The organism is Streptomyces sp. NPDC048420, assembly GCF_040651535.1.
GTDB lineage: Bacteria > Actinomycetota > Actinomycetes > Streptomycetales > Streptomycetaceae > Streptomyces.
Map to the genome: position 1 here is coordinate 144,205 of NZ_JBEZKG010000010.1, position 22,299 is coordinate 166,503.

At 70.0% G+C, this 22,299-nt stretch carries 20 protein-coding genes and 2 pseudogenes; 9 read left to right on the forward strand and 13 right to left on the reverse strand.

The window, feature by feature from the left end; all coding sequences use genetic code 11:
* Nucleotides 1-106 precede the first annotated feature (106 nt).
* A complete protein-coding gene (locus AB0D34_RS19895; RefSeq protein ID WP_362663506.1) occupies nt 107-1,123 on the reverse strand; it encodes an NAD(P)/FAD-dependent oxidoreductase in 1,017 nt (338 codons plus the stop codon).
* Nucleotides 1,124-1,196: 73 nt separating this feature from the next.
* Nucleotides 1,197-2,093, reverse strand: a complete 897-nt coding sequence (locus AB0D34_RS19900) for an alpha/beta hydrolase (RefSeq protein ID WP_362663108.1) — start codon at nt 2,091-2,093, stop codon at nt 1,197-1,199.
* 125 nt (nt 2,094-2,218) lie between these two features.
* Between AB0D34_RS19900 and AB0D34_RS19905 the strand changes: the two genes are divergently transcribed.
* From AB0D34_RS19905 to AB0D34_RS19920, 4 genes are all read left to right on the forward strand, one after another.
* Entirely contained in the window at nt 2,219-2,428 is a 210-nt protein-coding gene (locus AB0D34_RS19905) for a hypothetical protein (RefSeq protein ID WP_362663110.1), read from the forward strand.
* 90 nt (nt 2,429-2,518) lie between these two features.
* Nucleotides 2,519-2,725, forward strand: a complete 207-nt coding sequence (locus tag AB0D34_RS19910; RefSeq protein ID WP_362663112.1) for a hypothetical protein — start codon at nt 2,519-2,521, stop codon at nt 2,723-2,725.
* A 238-nt stretch (nt 2,726-2,963) separates the two neighbouring features.
* Nucleotides 2,964-3,152 (forward strand): hypothetical protein, encoded by a 189-nt coding sequence (locus tag AB0D34_RS19915; RefSeq protein WP_362663114.1) that lies wholly within the window; start codon nt 2,964-2,966, stop codon nt 3,150-3,152.
* A gap of 75 nt (nt 3,153-3,227) precedes the next feature.
* Nucleotides 3,228-4,022 (forward strand): maleylpyruvate isomerase family mycothiol-dependent enzyme, encoded by a 795-nt coding sequence (locus AB0D34_RS19920; RefSeq protein WP_362663116.1) that lies wholly within the window; start codon nt 3,228-3,230, stop codon nt 4,020-4,022.
* Between the two features lie 410 nt (nt 4,023-4,432).
* On the opposite strand, the gene AB0D34_RS19925 is transcribed toward AB0D34_RS19920, so the two are convergent.
* Nucleotides 4,433-5,377 carry an FAD-dependent monooxygenase gene (locus tag AB0D34_RS19925; protein ID WP_362663117.1) on the reverse strand — a complete coding sequence of 315 codons (945 nt, stop codon included), beginning with the start codon at nt 5,375-5,377 and terminating at the stop codon, nt 4,433-4,435.
* A 23-nt stretch (nt 5,378-5,400) separates the two neighbouring features.
* Between AB0D34_RS19925 and AB0D34_RS19930 the strand changes: the two are divergent.
* From AB0D34_RS19930 to AB0D34_RS19940, 3 genes and pseudogenes are all read left to right on the forward strand, one after another.
* Nucleotides 5,401-5,517, forward strand: a pseudogene (locus AB0D34_RS19930) (helix-turn-helix domain-containing protein); the annotation flags it as partial.
* A 6-nt stretch (nt 5,518-5,523) separates the two neighbouring features.
* Entirely contained in the window at nt 5,524-5,988 is a 465-nt protein-coding gene (locus tag AB0D34_RS19935) for a TetR/AcrR family transcriptional regulator (protein WP_362663119.1), read from the forward strand.
* A 1,210-nt stretch (nt 5,989-7,198) separates the two neighbouring features.
* The gene (locus AB0D34_RS19940; RefSeq protein ID WP_362663508.1) at nt 7,199-7,921 is read left to right on the forward strand and encodes a methyltransferase domain-containing protein; all 723 of its coding nucleotides are present in this window, start codon (nt 7,199-7,201) and stop codon (nt 7,919-7,921) included.
* A gap of 68 nt (nt 7,922-7,989) precedes the next feature.
* Here AB0D34_RS19940 and AB0D34_RS19945 read toward each other — a convergent pair.
* The 8 genes and pseudogenes from AB0D34_RS19945 to AB0D34_RS19980 form a co-directional block, all read right to left on the reverse strand.
* Nucleotides 7,990-8,212, reverse strand: a pseudogene (locus tag AB0D34_RS19945) (IS5/IS1182 family transposase); the annotation flags it as partial.
* A gap of 822 nt (nt 8,213-9,034) precedes the next feature.
* On the reverse strand, nt 9,035-11,200 hold the full coding sequence (locus AB0D34_RS19950) for a 3-hydroxyacyl-CoA dehydrogenase NAD-binding domain-containing protein (protein ID WP_362663120.1): 2,166 nt from the start codon (nt 11,198-11,200) through the stop codon (nt 9,035-9,037).
* Between the two features lie 38 nt (nt 11,201-11,238).
* Entirely contained in the window at nt 11,239-12,453 is a 1,215-nt protein-coding gene (locus AB0D34_RS19955) for an acetyl-CoA C-acetyltransferase (protein WP_362663122.1), read from the reverse strand.
* 102 nt (nt 12,454-12,555) lie between these two features.
* On the reverse strand, nt 12,556-14,103 hold the full coding sequence (locus AB0D34_RS19960) for an acyl-CoA synthetase (protein ID WP_362663124.1): 1,548 nt from the start codon (nt 14,101-14,103) through the stop codon (nt 12,556-12,558).
* A gap of 61 nt (nt 14,104-14,164) precedes the next feature.
* A complete protein-coding gene (locus tag AB0D34_RS19965) occupies nt 14,165-15,565 on the reverse strand; it encodes an aldehyde dehydrogenase family protein (RefSeq protein ID WP_362663126.1) in 1,401 nt (466 codons plus the stop codon).
* 13 nt (nt 15,566-15,578) lie between these two features.
* Nucleotides 15,579-16,370 (reverse strand): coniferyl-alcohol dehydrogenase, encoded by a 792-nt coding sequence (locus AB0D34_RS19970; protein WP_362663128.1) that lies wholly within the window; start codon nt 16,368-16,370, stop codon nt 15,579-15,581.
* Nucleotides 16,371-16,390: 20 nt separating this feature from the next.
* Complete coding sequence (locus AB0D34_RS19975; protein ID WP_362663130.1) at nt 16,391-17,650, reverse strand: cytochrome P450; 1,260 nt, start codon at nt 17,648-17,650, stop codon at nt 16,391-16,393.
* 37 nt (nt 17,651-17,687) lie between these two features.
* Nucleotides 17,688-18,089, reverse strand: coding sequence for an SCP2 sterol-binding domain-containing protein (locus tag AB0D34_RS19980; protein ID WP_362663132.1), 402 nt, complete (start codon nt 18,087-18,089; stop codon nt 17,688-17,690).
* A gap of 243 nt (nt 18,090-18,332) precedes the next feature.
* Here AB0D34_RS19980 and AB0D34_RS19985 point away from each other — a divergent pair, with 243 nt between their 5' ends.
* Together AB0D34_RS19985 and AB0D34_RS19990 are read left to right on the forward strand one after the other, a co-directional pair.
* On the forward strand, nt 18,333-18,893 hold the full coding sequence (locus AB0D34_RS19985) for a TetR/AcrR family transcriptional regulator (RefSeq protein ID WP_362663134.1): 561 nt from the start codon (nt 18,333-18,335) through the stop codon (nt 18,891-18,893).
* Nucleotides 18,894-19,020: 127 nt separating this feature from the next.
* Nucleotides 19,021-20,058, forward strand: a complete 1,038-nt coding sequence (locus tag AB0D34_RS19990; RefSeq protein WP_362663136.1) for an MBL fold metallo-hydrolase — start codon at nt 19,021-19,023, stop codon at nt 20,056-20,058.
* Between the two features lie 234 nt (nt 20,059-20,292).
* On the opposite strand, the gene AB0D34_RS19995 is transcribed toward AB0D34_RS19990, so the two are convergent.
* Together AB0D34_RS19995 and AB0D34_RS20000 are read right to left on the reverse strand one after the other, a co-directional pair.
* Nucleotides 20,293-21,315, reverse strand: coding sequence for a MaoC family dehydratase (locus AB0D34_RS19995; RefSeq protein WP_362663138.1), 1,023 nt, complete (start codon nt 21,313-21,315; stop codon nt 20,293-20,295).
* A gap of 53 nt (nt 21,316-21,368) precedes the next feature.
* Complete coding sequence (locus AB0D34_RS20000) at nt 21,369-22,256, reverse strand: CoA ester lyase (protein WP_362663140.1); 888 nt, start codon at nt 22,254-22,256, stop codon at nt 21,369-21,371.
* Nucleotides 22,257-22,299 lie beyond the last annotated feature (43 nt).

Below are 22,299 nucleotides of genomic sequence, written 5' to 3' on the forward strand. Positions count from 1 at the left end.
GAACCGTCTAGAAACTGATCAGTTTCCAGACGGGAAAACGGATCGGTTTCCTCACCGGTGAAGGTGAGGCGAGCGGGTGAAGCCCTAAGATCTCAGGGCTTCGAGATCATCGAGTGGCCGCTGTGGGGCTTGCCTCGGCGATCTCCTGGAGGGCGGCGTCGGTGTCCGCGATGGCCAGCATCCTGTTGATGTCGGCGCCGGCCAGTACGCCGGCCGCTGCGGAGGCCCCGACCTGGGCGACCAGATCGGTGGCGTTGCCGGCCACCCACACACCCGGCACCTCGGTGGCGCCGGCCGGGCCGGAGGCGAAACCGCGGCCCTTCGGCAGGTCCTGCACCGGCAGGCCCAGACCTTCCAGGCCCTGAGTGCGGGCCTGCAACTGCGCGGCGACCGCGACGACGCGGCGGGCCACGACCTGGCCGTCGGCCAGGCGCACCCCGGCCAGGGCACCGTCCTCGCCGTTGACGACCTCGGCGACCGGGGTGTCGACGACGCGGATGCCACGGGCGGCGAAGCGGGCGCGGCTGTCCCCATCCAGGTCGGTGCCGTGGGTGAAGTAGGTCAGGTCCTCGGTCAGCTGACGGAACAGATACGCGTGCTCGATGGAGACCGGTCCGGTGGCGAGGACGCCGATGGGCTCATCGCGCACCTCCCAGCCGTGGCAGTACGGGCAGTGCACCACACTGTCCCCCCAGTGCTCGGCGAGCCCGGGCACCTCCGGCAGCACATCCGTGAGACCGGTCGCCACCAGGATGCGGCGAGCGGCGATGCTGCGGCCGTCGGCCAGGGTGACGATAAACCGCAGGTCCCCGTCCGCCGACGGGGCGGCAGGCTCGGCCGAAACCACCTCGCCGAACACGACGCGTCCGCCGTACTGGCGCACCTGCTCCCGGCCCAATCGAAGGATCTCGGACGGCGGGGTGCCGTCCAGGGCGAGGAGGCCGTGCACGGCCTCCGCGGGCGCGTTGCGCGGGGAACCGCCGTCGATCACGACGACCGAGCGGCGGGAGCGGGCGAGGATCAGTGCACCGTTCAGCCCCGCGGCACCCCCGCCGATCACCACCGCGTCGACGGTCCCCTCGGCCAGTGCGTCGCTCACGTACGGAGCAGTCGCCACAACCATGGCTTCCTGCCTTTCCTTGTCCGTCATGGTTCGGTCAACCCTTCAAGTTCTGGGTGGTCGGAAGGGGGATAGGTCAGCTGTTCAGAAAGTCCAGGATGTGGTCGGCGACCGTCTCGGGCTGTTCGACATGCGGGAAGTGCCCCGCGCCGGGTATGACGATGCGTTCGAAGCCGTTCGTGAACAGGTCGTCCATGCCGTCGCTCACCTCCACGGAAAAGCAGTTGTCGTCGGCCCCGTGGAGGTAGAGCGACGGGACGGTGATGGCGCCGAAGGCCCGGGCTTCCAGGGCTTGGGCCGCCTGGTCCGCGGGCGGCGGCGTGAACAACTGGCGGTAATAGCCCAGGATTTCGGTCAGGACTCCGGGAGCACCCAGGGTTTCCTTGAGCGCGGCGCGCTCCGCGTCCGGCAGCTCATAGCCGGGCGACCATTCCCGCCAGAGCCGGTCGATGAAGGCGAAGTTGTCGAGCTCGATGGCCGCCTCCGCCAGGGCTGTCTGGAAGAAGAACATGTACCAGCTGCGTCGCTGCTGGTCACCGTCGGTGAGCAAGGCGTTCATCGTTTGACGGCCATGGGGGGCCGCCATGGTGACCAGCTTGCGGACACGCCTCGGGTCGAGGGTCGCTGCCGCGTACGCCGCCGCGGCTCCGAAGTCGTGGCCGACGAGATCCGCCTGCTCACGCCCGAGCGCTTCGATCAGGGTCAGGACGTCCTGGCCGGTCGAGGTAATGCGGTAGGAGCCGTCGGGGGCCGCGCCGCCGGGCCAGTATCCGCGCTGGGCGGGCGCGACCGCCCAGTACCCTTCCTGCGCGAGGCGCTCAAGGATCCCTGTCCAGCTGGCGGCATGGTCGGGAAACCCGTGGAGGCACACGACGAGCGGCCCGCTGCCGGCCTCAAGGATCGGAACCTCCACTCCGCCTGCCTGAACCGTCCGATGACGGACGCGGTCGGCCGCCTGAGTCATCCGTGTCATGAGTTCAACCTCCAAGCCGCCTTCGCGGCATCTTGGTCCGGCAAGCCCGGACCAAGTAGCAAGTAAGCGGCGTAGGTGATCGCGTACGCGCTGAGCACCCAGCTCAGGTTCGACAGCGAGGACTCGTGGACACCACGGCCGATGTAGGACAGCCCTACGTTCGTGATGTACAGATCCAGTACGGCGATGAAACTCGCCGTCGCCAGGATGGCGAGGACCGGACCGGACCGGGCCTTGCCGGCCTGGAAGGCGTCGCCACGCCGGGCGGCGTGGATGAGTTCAAAGGCATGGGTTGCTCTCCATCGCGCCAGGCATGCACGCAGCCTGTCCGGTGAGCCCAGGACCGTTGTGGACTGGACAGTCAGAAACCTAGATGGTTCTGTACTGAGTTGTCAAATACGGCAAGGCGGCTTTACCTTCGCTGTATGGCGAGACCTCGAAGCTTCGACCGCGACCACGTCCTCCATGCCGCCGAGCGGCAGTTCCCGGACTGCAACGGCACAAGCGTCGACGACATCAGCGCCGCCACCGACCTGGACCGCGGCAGCCTCTCGCCGGAACCATGCCGGACGGCGAACCGGTCCACCAGCACGCCGGCCGAGGACTCGACCACGGGGCCTGGGTGCCGCTGATGTCCATGAACCCGCTGGCCGACATCCCGTACTACAGCTCAGCATGCCCACCCAGGATCCCGACCGGCTCCTCGACATCGGCGCGCGGCTGAGGCCGTTGACGAGGAGGGCGTGCTGGTGATCGGCTCCGGCCTTATGACGCACAGGCTGCCGCTCATCACCCGTACGATGCTCGAAGGCCAAGTCCCGGGCTGGTCCGCCGACTTCGACGCCTGGGCCGCCGACGCCCTCGCGCGGCGTGGTGGACGAACTCGCCGCGTTCCGGACGAGGGCGCCCGGTGCGCCGTACGCCCATCCGACCGTCGACCACTACATCCCGCTGTTCATCACCCTGGGCGCCGGCGCGCACCCCGACCGGCCGGTGCGGACCACCGTCGAGGGGCACACGGTCGGCTTCTCCAAGCACTCGTTCCAGACCGCCCTGTGACACCGACCGCCGTGTAACACCGGCAGCCATGTGACGACAACACCGAATCAGATCGCCTTCATTGAGGAAACGAACATGACCGAAGCCACAGACCGGATCATCGACGCCCTGCGCAGCGGGCACGACCACCTCGCCGCCGTGGTGCACAGACTCACCGCGGCCGATCTCACCCGCCCGTCCGGCGCGTCGGAGTGGGACGTCTCCCAGGTGCTCAGCCATCTGGGCAGCGGCGCCGAAATAGGCCTGGCCACACTGGAGGGCGCGACGGACGGTACGGGTGCCCCCGACGGCGACTTCAACAAGTCGGTGTGGGCCCGCTGGGACGCGATGACCCCGGCCGAGCACGCCGAAGGCTTCGTCACCGCCAACCAGACGCTGGTCGAACGCTACGAGGGCCTCGACGCGGGGGCCCGCCGCGACCTCCGGATCGACCTCGGCTTCCTGCCCGCGCCGGTGGACGTCGCGACCGCGGCGGGGCTCCGGCTCAGTGAGTTCACCCACCACACGTGGGACGTCGAGGCAGCCTTCGACCCGTCGACGACCCTGGCGTCCGCCGCGACCGGGCCACTCCTCGACCAGGCCGGCATGATGCTGGGCTTCCTCGGCAAGGCGGACGCCCTGGAGAAACGCCCCGTCGCCGTCGCGGTGCACACCACCGCACCCGAGCGCACCTTCGGGCTCTCGGTCGGCGAGACGGTCGCACTCACCGGCGAACCCGAGAACGCCGACGCCGTGCTGACGGCCCCCGCCGAGTGGTGGCTGCGACTCGTCACCGGCCGGCACGCCCCCGCCCACACCCCGCCCTCCGTGACCCTCACCGGCGACACCGTCACCCTCGACGACCTGCGCAGGGTCTTCCCCGGGTTCTGAGCCCGGCGGCGAGGCAACGGCCACGGGCACACGCCGTGGCATGCGCGTTTCACCCGGGGTCGTGTCCGGATCATGAGCGGCACCGCGAAAGTGCCTTCTGACCTGGGACGACAGGGCTTGTCCAAGGCTTCTGTCGTCTCGCGGGGGGAAGGCACTTCCTGCGTGCACACCACCGGGTCACGACCCCGACTTGTCGTCTCGGCCGACGGTCGCGGGGTGGTCAGCCATGCCGGATCCCGCCGCAGGACCGGGATCGCGTGCAGCCAGTGCGGCACCTGCTGCATCGTGCGACCCAGCAGGACCTGACGCCGGGGGAGCGGGCCGGTCTGCGAAAGGCGACTCCCGCTCGTATTCGACGAACTCGCGGGCGATCACGGCGTCCGCGGCGGGCCCGACGTACCGTACGGCACTCACGCTGCAGCGGCGGCGATGTCCAGACTCTTCATCCGCGCCCTGTTGGCCATCATCTTGGCGAGCAGCCGGCCGGCGATCGGCAGCCGGCCGAGGCGGATCATCACGGACCGAAGCAGCAACTCGGCGCGGTTGCCCGGGGTGAAGAAACTGCGCTGGCTCACAGCGCTGCCGAGGTGGTGGTCGATGAACGGGCGCAGGTGGTCCTCCCAGTCCTGCAGCGCTCGTGGCACGTCGTGCGGGTGGCGTTCCAGCATGGTGCCGAGCAGGTCCGCCCCGGCCAGGCCGGTGGATGCCCCCATGGCGGAGTAAACGGTCAGGGACCACGCGGCGTCGCCGACGAGCACGACTCGGCCGCGGTGCCAGTGGTCGAGGTGGACCTGCTCGGCGGAGTCGAACAGGTGGTCCGGGGCCTTCTCGAACTGGTCGAGCAGCCAACCGAGCGTGGAGCCGGTGGGCTCGGGGCCGTAGGCGGCGCGCAGCGAGTCGATGGCCGGCCGGGTGAACTCGGCGTCCACGTCGTCGGTGCGGTACGAGAACAGCACCGACGGCGTAATGTCGGCGAACGGGAACACCCACACCGATCGGCCTGCCTCGGTCATGCTCAGCCCGTCCTGTGGGCGGTAGCCGGGTACCGGCTCGGGCAGTCTGTACACGGCGATCATGTAGTTCAGCCGACGGATCGGGCTCTGCTCGGGCTCGAACGCAAGCCGGCGCACCGTCGAGCGCAGTCCGTCCGCCCCGACCACCAGGTCGAACCGTTCGACGGTCGTCGTCTCCGTCGTCAGGTCGCGGATCTCGACGTCCACCCCGTCAAGGTCCTGGTCCAGCGCGATCGGCACGGTCGAGTACCGTATCTCGACCTCGTCGGGCAGGGCGGTGAAGGCCGCCTCTTCGATGTCGCCCCGCACCACCATTCGAGACCCGCCGAACACATCGGCCACGAAGCTTCGACCCCGACCACGTCCTGCATGCCGCCGAGCGGCAGTTCCGCACCTCGGGCTACAACAGCACCAGCGTCGACGACATCAGCACCGCCACCGGCCTGGGCCGCGGCAGCCTCTACGCCGCGTTCGACGACAAACACGGCGTGCTGATGCAGGCCATGACCGGCTACTTCACCCGGCTGGAGCAGGGTCCGCCGAAGGCCCTCGCCGGACCGGACGAGGGCGCCCTGGAACGACTGCACGCCTACCTGCTCCGCGCCGTCCACGGAGTGCCACTCACCCCCGACGTACCCCCCACCGATGACCGGGCGGCAGCAGCCTGCTTCGCCGCCAAAATGGCCCTGGAGCTCGGCACCTCCGACCCCGAGGTCAGACGCCTGGCCAACGACTGCTTCTCCGTGGTCCGGACGGCCGTGGCCGACTGCGTGCGAGCGGCGCAGCGCAACGGCGACATCGACCCCGACGCGGACCCCGACGACCTCGCCTACCTCCTGCTCACCGTCATCCGCGGCAGCGACGTCGTAGGCGCATACGGCCACAGCCCCGACCGCCTCACCTCGATCGCGGAGAGCGCGTTCGCCTTGCTGCCCCGCCCACGCCACCACTGACAAGGGCACGGCCGCCTCGTTGCACAGACATCTGACGCGGCCGGCCCACTCCGATCGCCACGGAGACACAGCCCGCAGGCTTACCCGCCGCCGGGCGGTCGTCCGGGTGGCCGGCCGAAGAACTGCGCCAGCATCCAGTGGAGTTGCTCCACCGCATACGCGCTGTCGCGGGCCTGAACTGCACGGTCAGTCGCCGAACGCCTCGCCGCAAGCAGACACTGGCACTTCGGCCGCCGCTCCGCCAACTCGGACCGCGTTTGCAGGACGTCGTGCCAGGGCTCCGCCTCGGTGCCCTCGTAGAGCTGGGCGCCGTCCCCACGGATGCGGGCGGCAGTACGTACTCCCGCTGGGCGCCGACGAGTCGGCGACCGGCCCGATCGTCGCCATCCTGCGCGAGCGTCAGCTCGACACCCTGCTCCCCACGTGGCGAACGCCCCCGTACCCGGGACCACAACCAGGCACAGGCGACCACCCCACTGACGCGCAGGATCACCCCGACCCACATCCACCACCGCGCCACCGGCCGCTCGTCACCGCCCAGGAGTTCCAGTTCGAGCCGCGCCAGCCACAGGTCTGCGAGGTTCACCCCCGACCTGCTGCTGGACATCACACCCGTGTTCGACGTCGAGATTGAGGCGATGGGCTGCATGACCGGGCAGGACCACACGGTCCGCCCGAGCTGACGGCAATGGGCTTCCCTGCCTGTTCGCGAGGGGTCTCGGCGCAGGACACGGTCAAGGCCGACCCCGGCACGCGAACGCGCCCGCCGTAGTCGCCGTGGTCGCTGGCACCACCGTCCGACGCACTTGACAACTCAGTACAGAACCGCCTAGATTTCTGACTGTTCAGTACACAACTGTCCTGGGCTCACCGGACAGACTGAGTGCACGCCTGGCGCCATCACCGTCCCGTCGCTGCACCTCCACGGGGCCGACGACAACTGCTTTTCCGTGGAGGTGAGCGACGGCATGGGCCGACCTGTTCACGAACGGCTTCGAACGCATCGTCATACCCGGCGCGGGGCACTTCCCGCATGTCGAACAGCCCAAGGCGGTCGCCGACCACATCCTGGACTTCCTGAACAGCTGACCTACCCCCCTTCCGACCACCCAGAACTCAAAGGGCTGACCGAACCATGACGGACAAGGAAAGGCAGGAGGCCACGGCTGTGACGACTCCTTTCGTGGAAAAGCACCGCCGCACCGAGGCCATGCTGGCCCTCCTCGACGCGATGGACCAGATGCCGAGCGCCATACTGCTGCGGGCCCGCTCCTACGAACTGCTGTCTCTTGCCCCGGGCTCGTCCGTGGTGGACGTCGGCTGCGGTGCCGGGCGGGCCGTCGCCGAACTGGCCGAGCGTGGCGTCCACGCGGCGGGCGTGGATCCCGATCCGTGGATGCTGGCCGAGGCCCGGAAACGGTGGCCGGCGGCCGAGTTCCGGGAAGCGGGGGCGGAGGATCTGCCGTTCGCCGACGGGAGTGTGCGCGGCTACCGTGCCGACAAGGTCTTCCACGCACTTCAGGAGCCGTGGCGCGCGGTGGCGGAAGCGCGGCGCGTCCTCTGCCCGGGCGGCAGGATCGTCCTGGTCGGGCAGGACTGGGACGCCATCATGGTCGACTCTGATGATGCGGCACTCACCCGCACGATCGTGCACGCCCGCGCCGACCTCCTGGGCACGCCCCGCGCCGCCCGCCAGTACCGCAACCTGCTCCTGGACGGCGGTTTCAACGACGTCACCGTCGAGGTGCACACCAACGTGTTCACCGATCCCGCGATGCTGCCGCTGCTCACCGGGCTCGCCGAGTCGGCCTGCACGATCGGTGCCGTCGGCCGTGACCAGGCCGATGCGTGGCTCGCCGAACAGCACCGACGCGCCGAGGCCGACCGCTTCCTCATCGCCATTCCGTTCTTCGTGGCTGCCGCCTCCGCCTAGAGAGCAGATGGAGCACGGGCTGCGGGGGTCCGCTTGACCGTAGAACGGTGACCACGCCTGTCAGGCGCTCATGGCCGATGTGGGTTTCCTTGGCCAGCTGGGGGGGTGGCCCTCTTCCGTGCGAGACGCCTGGTCATGAGGGTGATGACGACCCAGACGAGCCGTTCGTAGTCCCGGGCATGGCGGTGTGCGTGCATCATCCACGCGAGCGGCCTCGACGACCCAGCGGCGGGGCAGCACGACGAAGCCAGAGGCGTCCTCGGGGCGGCTGACCGGCTTGACGGTCAGGTTGTCACCGGCCCCGTCGAACGGCCGGTCAGCTCGGCGAGTTCACGGCGGGCCCCGCCTGGTCGTCGAGTACGACGGCGACGATCCCGACCCGCACGAGCAGTGACGCGACCTGGCGTCCGCGCGGATCGCCGACGACGATTACCGCCTGGTCACCCCGGCCGACTGGTCACGGTCGCCCCGCTCGCTCAGGATCGTCGACTCGCTGACACTCGCAGCGTGCGGCCAAGTGAACGCCACGGTAAGCCTGTTGGCCGCAGGACCCGGACTCGATGACGAACTGTCACACGAAGATCCTCGGGCGGCTGCCGCGAGCATGCCTGTTGCCTCTGAGGGGTGCCATTCCAGGACTGAGCTGATCGGTTCCGCGTCCTCGGCAGTGAAGGCGTGGCCAAGTGGGCCGAGCATGCCTTGGAGGCGTTGGGACGCAAGGAGTTGGCTCGCGCCGTCATGTCGACAACCACCCTGGCAGAGGTGGAGGCGCTGAGCCGCGAGGTCGGCGGGTTCTCTGAGATCGACACCTCACACTCGTCCGTCACGCCCTCGACTACGGCCTCACGGCGGGCCGCAGACCACCGAACCCGTCGGCTGCCCCTCGGCACCGTCTCCGGCGGCACGCGGCACACGCGTATCCGGCGGTCCTCCACCACGTGATCGACGCCCCGCGGGCATCGGTCTTCGACGCCGACGCCCGCGGGTGATCGCCGTCCTCCTCCGCCCGCTGAGCACGTAGCCGCGGCTCACGACCTCGCTCCGGCCGGTCCGGCCGACCGAAGGACGGCGGCCGGGTCAGGCAGCCTCAAGTCAAGCCGTTCCGCTGTCGTTTCACGCACGGTCGCCGGACGCGTCGGCCCTTGCCACCAGGGACGGCGTCGGGAGGAAGCGCTCACCGTAGCGGTCGGCCAGTTCCCTGGCACGCGTCACGAAGCCCGCCACGCCTCCCGGGTAGCCCTTGACGTACTGCGCGACGCCCCCGGTCCAGGCCGGGAAACCGATCCCCAGAAGAGACCCGATGTTGGCGTCCGCTTCAGAGAGGATCACTCCTTCGTCGAAGCACCGCGCAGCCTCCAACGCCTCGGCGAACAGCATCCGTTCCCGCATGTCCTCGAAGGGGATCCGGTGCCGGCCGGAGCCGAAGTGCTCCGCCAGGCCGGGCCACAGCCGAAGGCGCCTGCCCTCGGCGTATTCGTAGAAGCCGGCCCCCGCTGTCCTGCCTCCGCGGTGGAAGTCCCTCACCATGCGGCGCACGACTTCGTCCGCGCCGAAGACGGGCGCGTCCCGCCCCTCCTTCTCCAGGGCCTCGATCGTCTCCTCCCGGACCTTGAGCCAGAGGGTCAACGAGAGTTCGTCCACCAGTTGCAGAGGCGGCGCGGGATACCCGGCCTGGGCGCCCGCCTGCTCGATGGAGGCGGGCGGCAGCCCCTCCCCCACCATGCTCACGGCCTCGTTGACGAACGCCCCGATCACCCGGCTGGTGAAGAATCCCCGGCTGTCGTTGACCACGATCGGGGTCTTGCCGATCTGGCCCGCGAGGTCGATCGCACGGGCCAGCGTGGCGTCGCTGGTCCGCTCGCCCCGGATGATCTCCAGCAACGGCATCCGCTCGACCGGCGAGAAGAAGTGCAGCCCGATGAAGTCGGCCTGGCGTTCGACGCCTTCGGCCAGCCCGGTGATCGGCAGGGTGGAGGTGTTGGAGCCGAGCAGCGCGTCGGGGGCCACGATCTCCTCGATCTCGGCGAACACCTTGTGCTTGAGCTCCTGACTCTCGAACACCGCCTCGATGACGACGTCGCAGCCGGTCAGGTCCGAGGGGAGTGCGGTGGCCGTGATCCTTGCCAGGACGCTGTCGGCGTCGGCCCGGGTCATCCGGCCCCGCTGTACCGCCTTGGCGAGGAGCCCGGCCGAATGGTCCCTGCCCTTCTCCGCGGCCTCGGCCGACACGTCTTTGAGGACGACCTCCAGTCCGGCCAGGGCGCAGACGTGGGCAATGCCCGCCCCCATCATGCCCGCGCCGAGGACACCGACCTTGTGTGCGACCGACTTCTTGTGGCCTTCGGGACGGGAGCCGCCGGACTGGATGTGCTGAAGGTCGTAGAAGAAGGCCTGGATCATGTTCTTGGCGGTCTGTCCGGTCGCCAGCTCGATGAAGTAGCGCGACTCGATACGCAGTGCGGTGTCGAAGTCCACCTGTGCGCCCTCGACGGCCGCCGCCAGGATGGCCCGCGGTGCGGGGACGGGCGCGCCCTTGAGCTGCTTGCGCAGATTCGCGGGCAGGGCGGGCAGGACAGCCGCGAAGGAGGGGGTGGACGGGGTGCCGCCCGGGATGCGGTGCCCCTTGGTGTCCCAGGGCTGCACCGGCTCCGGGTTCGCCCGGAGCCACGCCTTGGCCCGGGGCAGGAGTTCCGCGGCCGTGTCGACGACCTCGTCCACCAGGCCGATGGCCACCGCCGCCTGCGGCCGGTGCTTCTGCCCCTGGAGCAGCACCTTGAGCAGCGCCTCCTGGACGCCGAGCATGCGGACCGTACGGACGATGCCACCACCGCCGGGCAGCAGGCCGAGAGTGACTTCGGGCAGGCCGATCCGGCAGCCTGGGGTGTCCGCGGCAATACGGTGGTGACAGGCCAGGGCGATCTCCAGGCCGCCGCCGAGGGCGCTGCCGTTGATGGCGGCGACCACGGGCCTGCCCAGCCGTTCCAGCCTGCGCAGCTGGTCCTTGACCCGGGTGGCGGTGTCGAGGACCGACTGCGCGTCCTCGGGGCGCGCCGCCATGATGTCGTGCAGATCGCCGCCGGCGAAGAAGGTCTTCTTGGCGGAGGTGATCACGACTCCGGTGATGGTGTCGCGCTCCGTTTCCAGCCGGTCGACGGCCCGGCCCATGGACGCGACGTAGGCGGCGTTCATGGTGTTGGCCGACTGGCCCGGGGCGTCCAGGGTCAGTACGACGACGCCGTCCTCGTCACGGGACCAGTGAATGGTGTCCTGCTCGCTCATCTCTTGTCTTCCTCTTCCCTACGACGTGTTGGACCGCGTCAGACGCGTTCGACGAGGGTCGCCACGCCCATGCCGCCGGCGACGCACAGGGTGATCACAGCCCGCCGGGCGCCACGGCGTTCCAGCTCGTCGAGGGCGGTGCCCACGAGCATGGCGCCGGTAGCGCCGAGGGGGTGTCCCAGGGCGATGGCGCCGCCGTTGACGTTGAGCTTCTCCATGGGCACGCCCAGGTCCCCCGCGTACTTCAGGACCGCGGAGGCGAAGGCCTCGTTCATCTCGAACAGGTCGATGTCGTCAACCGTCAGCCCGGCGCGGGCGAGCAGCCTGCGGGTGGCCGGGATCGGGCCGGTCAGCATGATCGTGGGATCCGCCCCGGAGGTCGCGGCACCGGTGATCCGGGCCCGGGGCGTGAGCCCGAGGTCATGTCCAGCCTGCGCCGAGCCGAGGAGCAGCAGGGCAGCTCCGTCCACGACGCCGGAGGAGTTGCCGGCCGTGTGCCGGTGGTCGACGGACTCGACGTGGTGGTACTTCTGCAGGGCGACCTCGTCGAACCCGCCCGCCTCGCCCACCTTGGCGAAGGCGGGCGGCAGCAGGCCCAGGCTCTCCGTGGTGGTCTCGGGCCGCAGGTGTTCGTCGCGGTCGAGGACGACCAGGCCGTTCTGGTCGGTCACCGGGATCACGGAGCCCGTGAACCGACCCTCCTGCCAGGCGCGTGCCGCTCGCTCGTGCGAGCCCGCCGCGTACCGGTCGAGATCCGCGCGAGTGAAGCCCTCCATGGTGGCGAGGAGGTCGGCGGCGACGCCCTGCGGCACGAATCCCAGGTCGTAGGCGGTGGCCGGGTCGGCCGCGAGGGCTCCGCCGTCCGAGCCCATCACCACCCGCGACATGGACTCCACGCCGCCCGCGAGGAACAGGTCGTCCCATCCGGAGCGGATCTTCTGCGCCGCCGTGTTGACCGCCTCCAGGCCCGAGCCGCAGAAGCGGTTCAGCTGGACGCCGGTCACGGTGTCCGGCAGTCCGGCCACGAGGGCGGCGGTGCGCGCGATGTCCGCGCCCTGGTCCCCGACCGGCGTGACGACGCCGAGGACGAGGTCGCTGAGACGGTCGAGGTCCAGGGTCGGGTTGCGCTTGCGCAGGGCGTCGATCAGCCCGACGACCAGGGAGACCGGTTTGGTGCCGTGCAGGGCGCCGGTGTTCTTGCCGCGGCCTCGCGGCGTGCGGATCGCATCGTAGACAATGGCTTCGGTGGTCACAGGCGGCGGCCCTTCCCGGCAGTAGATTTGAATCTTGGATAGATTAGAAGACATGGGTACAGGTGGCCGCAGGAGGCTTCCGGCCCGTACGAAGTGCGCGGTTCAGACCAGTCGGGATGCCTGGTCCGCCCAGTACTCGTCCTTCAGCAGGCGCTTCAGGAGCTTGCCGTTGGGGTGCCGGGGCAGTTCCGCCCGGAAGTCCACCGAGCGTGGGCACTTCACGTGCGCCGCGTGGTCTCGGCAGTGAGCGATGAGCCGTGCGGCCACGACCTCGTCGGAGTCGGGGCCCGGCACCCGTGTGACGACGGCCTTGACCTGTTCGCCGAACTCCTCGTCCGGCACGCCGATCACCGCGACGTCCTCGACGTCGGGGTGGCTCGCCAGCAGGCTCTCGATCTCCTGCGGGTAGATGTTCACCCCGCCGCTGATGATCATGTTGCTGAGCCGGTCGGTGAGATGGAGGTAGCCGTCCTCATCCAGCCTGCCGATGTCGCCCATGGTGGCCAGACCGCCGGGCAGCTGTGCCGACCTGGTCTTGTCCGGGTCCTTGTAGTACTCGAACGGCGGCCCGCCGGAGAAGTAGACGACACCCTCCTGGCCGGGGCCGAGCTCCTCTCCATCCGCGCCGACGATGTGCACCCGGCCGACCACCGCCCGGCCGACGGTGCCCGGGTGCTCCAGCCACTCCGGGGTGGTGCACACGGTCATGCCATGCCCTTCGGAGCCCCCGTAGTACTCGACGAGGATCGGCCCCCACCAGTCGACCATGGCCCGTTTCACCTGCGGCGGGCACGGCGCCGCCGCGTGAATGGCGAAGCGGTGGGAGGACGGGTCGTACCCGCGCCGTACCTCCTCGGGCAGCCGGAGCAGGCGGGTGAACATGGTGGGCACCCACTGGCTGTGCGTGACGTGGTGCTTCGCGATCGACTCCAGGGCCAGGGCGGCGTCGAACTTCCGCAGGAGGACCACGGTCCCGCCGACGGCCGTGACGCTGCGGGTCCATTTGGCCGGCGCCGCGTGGTAGAGCGGGGCCGGGGAGAGGTACACGGTGTCCTCGTCGACCTGGAACATGGCCAGGGCAGGTGCGGGGATCGGGGGCGTGCTGCCGAGCGGGGCGCCGACCGAGGTCGGCCTGATGCCCTTGGGCCTGCCCGTCGTACCGGAGGAGTACAGCATTTCGGAGCCCTCGACCGCGCCGGGGAGCGGTTCGGCGGGCCGACCGCTCATGAGGACGGACAGTTCCTCGGCTCCGTCGTAAGGCGTTGCGTCGAGGGTCAGAACGGCGACGCCGGGGACGGCCGCCCGCACCGCATCGAGGTGGACTGCCGCGGTCGTCGCGGAGAGGACCACGGCGCCGGCCTCGCAGTCCCGGACGATGTGAGCCACCTCGTCCGGGGTGAGGTGGGTGCTGATCAGCGTGTAGTAGAGGCCTGCGTAGTGCGCGCCCCACACCACCTCGAGATAGTCGACACGGTTCTCCGCGCAGATCGCCACGTGGTCGCCCGGGGCGAGCCCGAGGCTCCCGAACACGCGCGCGATCCTGTTGGCGGCGTCGTCGAGCTCGCCGTAGGTGAGGACCTCGCCGGTGTCCGCCATGACGACCGCCGGCTTGGTCTCCTTGTCCCCACGGTGCGCTCCGGGGTACCACATGGGTGAGTCTGGCGCTGGGTTGGGCATGGCGTCCTCACTGGGGTGTCGGTCCGGCTGCGGGTCAGAGGATCCGGCGCATCATGCTCAGCGCCTTCTCGGTGTACGGCGGGTACATCACGCTGGGGTCGGGTCTGAAGGTCTTGGCCAGTACGGCCTTGCGGTGGCTGAGCCGCTGGAAGCCCCACTCCCCGTGGTACGCGCCGATACCGCTGGCGCCGACCCCGCCGAACGGGAGGGAGGGGACGAGGCAGTGCATCGCGACGTGGTTGACGACGGCGCCGCCGGCGGGGATCTCGTCGACGAGCCGGGTGCGTGCCGCCCTGCCTCTGGTGAAGACGTACAGGGCCAGCGGCTTCGGGCGACGGGTGACGAAGCGAATGGCCTCGTCGGCCGAGTCGACGGTCAGCACGGGCAGGACGGGTCCGAAGATCTCCTCGGTCATGAGGGGTTCGTCGGGGGCCGGGTCCACGACGACCGTGGGCTCGACGGTCAGCGCGGCGCGGTCGGTGCCACCGCCGGTCACGACCGAGCCTTCGGTGGCGCCGAGGTAACCGGCGATCCGGTCGAACTGGCGCACGTTGACGATGCGCATCCCGCCATCCTGGTCGGCGCGGAAGGCCTTCATGGACGCGACGACGCGGTCGACCAGAGCATCCCGGACCGTACGCTCCACGAGCACGTAGTCCGGTGCGATGCAGGTCTGTCCCGAGTTCATCAGCTTGACCCACGCGATACGGCGCGCGGCGACGTCGAGGTCGGCGTCGGCCAGGACGATCGCCGGGCTTTTCCCGCCGAGTTCGAGGGTCACCGGGGTCAGCGTCGGAGCCGCTCCGGCCATGATCTTCTTGCCGATCTCGGTTCCGCCGGTGAACAGTACGTGGTCGAAGCCCAGGGCGAGCAGGTCCTGGGTCACCATGGCGTCCCCCTCGACCACCTTGACCGCCTCGGGGTCCAGGTACCGCGGAACCAGCCGCGCCAGCAGCGCGGAGGTGGCAGGGGCCAGCTCGGACGGCTTGAGCACGGCGCAGTTGCCCGCGGCGACCGCAGCGACCAGCGGGCCCAGGCTCAGGTACACCGGGTAGTTCCAGGGCCCGATGACCAGCACGACCCCGAGCGGCTCGTACTGCACCCAGCCCGACGCCGGCTGCTGGCTCAGCGGCATGCGCTGTCGCTTCCGCTTCATCCACGAGCGCAGATGCCTGCGTGCGTAGAGCGCCTCTCCCCGGGTGGAGGTGATGTCGCCCAGCCAGGACTCGGCGGCGCCGCGCCCGAGGTCCATGGCCAGGGCTTCGGCGATCTCCGTCTCACGTTCCTCCACGAGCCGTGCGATGCCGTCGAGTTGCCGCTTGCGCCATTCCAGGCTCCGGGTGCGGCCGTCGGCGTGGACCGACCGCAGGGTCGCCATCAGTGCGTCGAGTCCGGCCGCCTCCTGGGCGGCCCGGGTGCTCGGTGAGGTGGCCATGTCCGTCCGCCCCTCAGACCTGGGGCGCCGGGACGTTGCCGGAGAGGACCGAGGCGGTGATGCCGCCGTCGACGGTCAGCGGGTGACCGTTGATCCAGCGGGCCTGGTCCGTCAGCAGGAACAGCACGGCGTCGGCGATGTCGTCCGGTGTGGCGTGCCGGCCGAGCAGCGCCTTCACACCGTCGAGCTGGTCCTTGCCCATCGACTGCTCGAAGTCGGCCAGGATGGGTGTCTCGACCGGTCCCGGCAGTACGGCGTTGATACGCAGGCCCATCTCTCCCAGGGCGAGCGCCATCGCCATCGTGTAGACGGTCGTCGCCTCCTTGGAGAAGTTGTAGGCGTTGCCCTGCTGGGGATGGTCGGCGAACCATCGCGCGCCTTCTTCGAAGGTGTCGGTGGCCAGCAGTTCCCTGATGGCCCCGAGTCGCTCCTGCCAGCCGAAGCCGGCGGTCGACGACACGATCACGACACAGCCGCCCGGCTTCAGCCGCTCCAGCAGCGACTCCGTCAGGTGCCGTACGGCCAGGAAGTTCACGGCGAACACGGTGTCGCCCGGAGCCGTGCCGGGGATGCCGGCGATGTTGAGCAGCCCGTCGAAGGTGCCGTCGAGCCGGCCGACCGCCTCGTCGATGGAGGCGGGGCCGGAGAGATCGACCTTGATGTGGGCATGGACCTTCGCCGTGGGCTGGTTACGGTCGAGGCTGTACACCTCCGCGCCGGCGGCGACCAGCTTCTCCGCGACCTCGTGACCGATGCCGGAGGCGGCTCCGGTGACGAGGTAACGCTTTCCCGCGAACTGCGACATCTGACTGCCTCTCAACGCGCTCAGAGGGTGTACGGCATGCTCTTGACGGCACGCACGAAGTTGCCGGCGAGGTACACGGGCTCGCCCACCCGAAGGGTCGGCGCACGGTGCAGCAGCTGGTCGAGGATCTCAGTGAGCTGCATCTTCGCCAGGAAGTTGCCCATGCAGTAGTGCGGACCGCCGCCGCCGAAGGCCAAGTGGTTGTTGGCCGGCCTCTGTATGTCGAGGAGGTGCGGGTCCTTGAAGACGCGCTCGTCCCGGTTCCCGGACGCGTACATCATCAGGACCCAGTCGCCCTCCCTGATCTCCTGCCCGCCCAGCACGGTGTCGCGGGTGGCGGTACGGCGGAAGGTCTGGACGGGGGTGACGTACCGGACGAACTCCTCGACGGCCGGGGCGATCCGGCCCCCGAAGTCCTCCAGCAGCAGTGCCCTCTGGTCGGGGAAGTCCTGAAGGGCGCGGGCGGTCACACTGATCGTGTTGCGGGTGGTGTCGTTGCCGGCGACGGACAGCAGCACGAAAAAGGCGGCGATCTCGTCGTCGGTCAGCCGCCGGCCGTCCACCTCGGCCTGGACCAGGCTGGTCCACAGGTCGTCCTTCGGCTCCGCCCGGCGGCGTTCGGCGTGTTCCAGGCCGATCTGCAACAGGGTGACCAGGGCCTCGTTGAGCACCTCGCCCGGTTCGCGCCCCGCGGCGACGTCCTCGTCCGCCCAGGCGACCACGCCGTCGGCGTGGTGGGCGGCCAGTTCGCGCTGGTCCTCGGGGAGGCCCATCATCTCGTAGATGGTCCACATGGGCAGCCGCTTGGATACCTGGCTGACGAAGTCGCCCTCCCGCGTGGTCAGGAGGTCGTCGACGATCGTCGTGGCCTGGCGCCTGATCTGGTCGTGGATCCTCGCGACCTGCTTGGGCGTGAACGCCGAGCTCACCAGGCGCCTGAGCTGGAAGTGGCGTGGAGCGTCCATGGCGAGGAACGAGGACGCCGCCTCAAGGATGTCCTCGGGGATCTCCTCGACCATCACTCCGCGGGCCGAGGAGTAGATCTCCGGGTTCTTGCTGACCTCGGCGATGTGCTCGTGCCGGGTGACGGCCCACACGCCGTCGTTCTCCGGGGGCATCAGGGCGCCTTCGAGGGGCGGGTGCCAGCTGACCGGGCGCTCGTCGCGGAGCGTGCGGAACGCCTTCTCCCGTTCCTCCCAGGTGCCGGCCCAGAAGGACAACGGGGAGATGCTGACGGGGTCGTACGCCCGTGACGCGGTTTCGGTGGACTGGATGGCCATCTTTCCTCCGTGGGTGGGGTGGCTGGCCCGGGCGGTCTCAGAGGACGAGGTCGTCCCGGCCGTCGCCGCGCAGGCTGTCGACATAGAGGGGGAAGAGCTTCTTGCCGAGCGGCGCCAGCTTGAGCAGGCTCGCCACGTTGCCCTCGACCTTGATCCTGCTCTTGGCCATCGCCAGCGGGAGGTTGACCTTTCCCTGCCAGTAGGCGTTGCCGACGTCGGCCGCCATTCTCATCACGGCCTGCGGGGGCGCACCGCCGGTGCCGTCCCCGACGGTGCCCGCCGTCGTGTCCACTTCCACGACGGTGTCCGGCTCGGTGAAGGCGAACTGCAGCACCATTGCGGTGTCCCGGAGCCTGGGCCCGATCTCCGCGTCGGCGAACGCCGCCTCGAAGATGCCGCCGATGTACTTCCTGACCTCGTCCGCGTCCCTGAATCCCACGGTTCCTCCTGACGTCCGCGAGGAAGATCGCCCGAATCCGATGAGCGATTCAAATATAAGTTTGATTAGATTTCACACCCAAACGGGCCCCCGACGGGCAGCACCTCACGTGCCGCGGTCTCGAAGGGGGTGCGTTTCGGGAACGTAACATAAGTCTTCTTATGGCGACTAGAGCCCGGCACCGAACTCATGCCCGCGGGGCGCCTACCATGACTTCCCACACCCCCGACCAGGAGTCCGCGCATGCCCGCACGCAAGGATGCCGCCCGCTACTTCGACTGCGCGTTCGCCATCCTCGCCACACAGGGCTACGGCGGACTCAAGCTCGCCCCCCTGTGCGAACGGATGGGCGTGACGACAGGCGCCTTCTATCACCATTTCGCGAACTGGGGTGCCTTCACGGAGGCGCTGCTGGACCACTGGCACCGGGAGCGCACCCACCGGCTCGTCGAGCTGGCCCGCCTCGAACCGGACCCGCTGGACCAGCTCCAGGTCCTCATCGACGCGGCCATGGAACTCCCGCACGGCGCGGAAGCCGCGATCCGGGCGTGGAGCACGATCGACCCGGCGGTCCACCGGATCCAGGAGAGCGTCGACCTGGAGCGGCACAGCTTCGTCCGGAAGGCGTTCGCCGCTCTGGTCGACACAGAAGAGGCCGACCGACTCGCCTCGCTCGGCATGTACCTTCTGATCGGCTTCGAGCAGGCCGAGTCGCTCCGCGACCCGAAGGCGCTCTCGTGGGCGATGCACGAGCTCAAGAGGACGGCAACCAAGGGAGCGGCACGGCGCACCGCGCCACGATGACTGGTCCCGCCCCGCCCGCATCCGGCGCGCCGCTGCCCACCCGGCCGGCTGGAGCGCCCTGACCCACCTGCGAATTTTAATATACGATAGATAAAAACCTTCCGCCGTCAGCTTGCAGGAGCACACCTTGGCGCCCCCACTGCTCGAACAACCCGACGACTGGACCGAACCCGGTGCCCACCCCGTGGTGGACCACGTGCACCGCATCCCTCTGGCCCTGCCGGTGGACGGGCTGGCGGCGGTCAACGTCTATCTGATCGAGGACGACGACGGCCTGGTGCTGATCGACTCGGGCTGGGCCGGGCCCGACACCGAGAAGGCACTGGTCGAGGCGGTGCAGAGCCTCGGACACCGCCTGGACGACATCGGGCAGATCATCGTGACCCACGCCCACTGGGACCACTACACCCAGGCCCTGGCGTTGCGTGAGTCGATCGGCAGCCGGGTCCGGGTCGGCTGGGAAGAGCGCCACACGATCGAGGGCTTCGATCTGGAGGACGGGGTATGGCCCCGCCAGGTAAAGCTGCTGCGCGAGTGCGGCGCCCCCGAACTGGCGGCCCTGATCGCCGCCGTACCGGTCGAACAGAGCGACCGGGACATGCCGTTCGGGCCTCCGGACGAGTGGCTGAGGGACGGCGAGCGGATCGATCTCGCACACCGCCGCCTGGACATACGGGCCACGCCCGGCCACACGCGGGGGCATGTCGTGGTCGGGGACCCGACCGACGGCCTGCTGTTCTCCGGTGACCACGTGCTGCCGCACATCACTCCGTCGCTGGGCTTCGAACGCTCGCCCGAGCGCTACCCGCTGCGGTCCTATCTCGCCTCCCTGCGCTTGACCCGACAGCTGCCGGACGCGCTGCTCCTGCCCGCCCACGGCCCCGTGACCAGGAGCGTCCACACCCGAGTGGACCAGCTGATCGCGCATCACGAGGAGCGGCTGGACGAGGTCCTCCGGCAGGTCGCGGCCGGCGCGGACACGGCCCACGAGGTGGCCCGCGCCCTGCCGTGGACCCGTCGCCGGAGCGGGCTCGACGAACTCCCGCCGGTGCACCGGATGACCGCGGTGCTGGAGATCGACGCCCACCTGGACGTCCTGGCCCAGCTGGGAGCGGTCAGCCCGCAACGCGTCGACGGGGTCCGGCGGTTCACGTCGGCCGCGTGACGGTGCTCCTCATGCGGTCGCGTCCTGCATCGTGGCGTGAGCGACCATGCTCGGCGGGTTCCGGTAAGCCAGCGTTCGGCCACCGCAGGGACACGGCTTCCGGGTCACACAGCGGCTGACCTGCCGTCAGCGCCGTGTGGCGGTCTCGAGCCGCGCCGATGCGGAGATGACCTGCGGATTCCGGCACCTTGATCCGCTACACCACCTGGCGGACACCTGGCGGGACGCCACCCCTCATGCGAGCACGACCGCACAGCGCCAGTCCAGGACGGAGCGGGCGGGCTCGTCGCCGCCGACCGCGCGGACCCGCGAGCGCAGGTGCGCCAGCCCGCCGTGTTCGCCCAGCGACCGCAGGCGCTCCACGGCCACGGTGCTGTACAGGGTGTCGCCCTCATGGACGGGAGCCAGGTGGTCACAGCCGTGCCAACCCGCCACGGTGACGATGGACGGCAGGGCCCGGGCGGCCTGCGCGAGGGCCACGCCGATCGTGTGGCCGCCGTAGACGAGCCGCCGCCCGCCCGCGGCATGCCGGTCGTGGTGCACCATGGCCACGTTGAGCGTGAGCCGGGCCAACTCGGGAGCGCCCGACACGACGTCCCCGCCGCCGACCTCCCAGACCATGCCCTCGGCCAGATCGGCGAACCGGGGCCCGGCCACGCGCCGAGCGAACCGGTCCAGTCGCCATCCCCGCACCACCGCGGCGAGCGCCGCGTGGTCAGGTTCGGCACCCACGGCGTCGAGGTCGGCCGCGTGGCGGGTACCGGCGTCCGGGTCCCGCAGGGGCAGCATGGCGCACCGCCAGAAATCCAGTACCGGGCGATCGTGCTGGTCGGTGGTGGTGATCCGCAGGGCGGCCAGACCAGTGGGACGGCGCCCGGGACGGTCCTTGTTGCGACGCAGGGCGACGACCTCCGTGGAGGTGCGCAGCGTGTCGCCGATGAGCGGGGTGCGGCGCAGGACCAGGCCGCGGTAGAAGAGGTTGGCCTTCACATGATGGGTGGCCAGCGTGGACTGGCCGATCGCCATGTCCCAGACCAGGGCGGGGTGGGCGAGGGGGGCCTGGCCCGTCACGGCGCGGCTCAGCTCCTCGTCCAGCGGGAGCGCGAGCCGGTCCCCCACGATCGACTGGTGGGTGGCGGCGTGACCGGAGGTCAGGGTCACCCCGGGCGCCCCGCCGAACACCTGCCCCACGGCCAGTTCGTCGAAGTACGGCCCCTCTGCCGTACGTGCCGTCTCCTTCGGGATCGCCGCACTCACTCCCGTGCCCCTCTCTTCGTCGGCCGTCGATGACCGGCCTTCAGGAACGGCGCTCACGCTGTCGGCCCTCCCGCCCGGGCGAGCACCCGGCGTGCCGCGACCGCCACGGCCTCGTCGACCATCCGTCCGTCCAGGACGACGGCGCCCTCGGCGCGCGCGTGCCCCCGCTCCAGGGCGGTCAGCACCGTTCGGGCCCTCGCCACCTCCTCGGACGACGGTGTGAACGCCTCGTTGACCTGCGCGATCTGACGGGGATGGATGACCCATTTGCCGTCGAAGCCGAGACGCGCGGCACGGCGCACCTGCCCGGCGAACTCCTCGTCGGCGGCCACCCCGAGATACGGACCGTCCACGGCGGCGAGGCCCGCGCTGCGAGCCGCCGTCAGGATCTTGTCCTGCGTGCGCAGCCAGGTCTCCGCCGGCGCGTCGGCGGCCCGCCCGAGCGACGCGGCCAGGTCGGCGTAGCCGATGATCAGGGTGGTCAGACGGGGCGTCGCCGTCACGATCTCGCGCAGGTTGGCCAGTCCCGCCGCCGTCTCGATCAGCGCCTGTACCGGGACCGGATCGACGCGCCCGGCGGCTGCCTCCGCGCCCGCCAGCAGCCGGTCCACGAAGGCGAGGTCACCGGCCGACTCGACCTTGGGCAGCACCACGGACACCCGCGCGCCCTGCTGCACACACGCGACGACGTCCTCGTGACACCACGGCGTCCGGGGCGCGTTCACCCGGACCGCGATCCGCGGACCGGCCTCCGGCGCACGGGCCAGCCAGGCCGTGACGCGTTCCCGTGCGTCCGCCTTGGCCGTGGCCGCGACCGCGTCCTCGAGGTCGAGCACGATCTCGTCCGCTTCTGACGCGAGGGCCTTCGCCATCTTGTGCTCGTCCGAGCCGGGTACCGACAGACGTGCCCTGAGCGCACCCGCCGAAATGTTCGCGGTCACCTCGTCCCCTCTCCCTCATTATCTAATCTAAATTAGACTATAA

Excerpts from the sequence above, each read along its gene's own strand:
- AB0D34_RS19910 (WP_362663112.1), top strand. The coding sequence starts at position 2,519 with ATGGCGAGACCTCGAAGCTTCGACCGCGACCACGTCCTCCATGCCGCC.
- AB0D34_RS19975 (WP_362663130.1), bottom strand. The coding sequence starts at position 17,650 with ATGGCCATCCAGTCCACCGAAACCGCGTCACGGGCGTACGACCCCGTC.
- AB0D34_RS19950 (WP_362663120.1), bottom strand. The coding sequence starts at position 11,200 with ATGAGCGAGCAGGACACCATTCACTGGTCCCGTGACGAGGACGGCGTC.
- AB0D34_RS19940 (WP_362663508.1), top strand. The coding sequence starts at position 7,199 with ATGCTGGCCCTCCTCGACGCGATGGACCAGATGCCGAGCGCCATACTG.
- AB0D34_RS19970 (WP_362663128.1), bottom strand. The coding sequence starts at position 16,370 with ATGTCGCAGTTCGCGGGAAAGCGTTACCTCGTCACCGGAGCCGCCTCC.
- AB0D34_RS19920 (WP_362663116.1), top strand. The coding sequence starts at position 3,228 with ATGACCGAAGCCACAGACCGGATCATCGACGCCCTGCGCAGCGGGCAC.
- AB0D34_RS19960 (WP_362663124.1), bottom strand. The coding sequence starts at position 14,103 with ATGTGGTACCCCGGAGCGCACCGTGGGGACAAGGAGACCAAGCCGGCG.
- AB0D34_RS19895 (WP_362663506.1), bottom strand. The coding sequence starts at position 1,123 with ATGGTTGTGGCGACTGCTCCGTACGTGAGCGACGCACTGGCCGAGGGG.
- AB0D34_RS19900 (WP_362663108.1), bottom strand. The coding sequence starts at position 2,093 with ATGACACGGATGACTCAGGCGGCCGACCGCGTCCGTCATCGGACGGTT.
- AB0D34_RS19965 (WP_362663126.1), bottom strand. The coding sequence starts at position 15,565 with ATGGCCACCTCACCGAGCACCCGGGCCGCCCAGGAGGCGGCCGGACTC.
- AB0D34_RS19985 (WP_362663134.1), top strand. The coding sequence starts at position 18,333 with ATGCCCGCACGCAAGGATGCCGCCCGCTACTTCGACTGCGCGTTCGCC.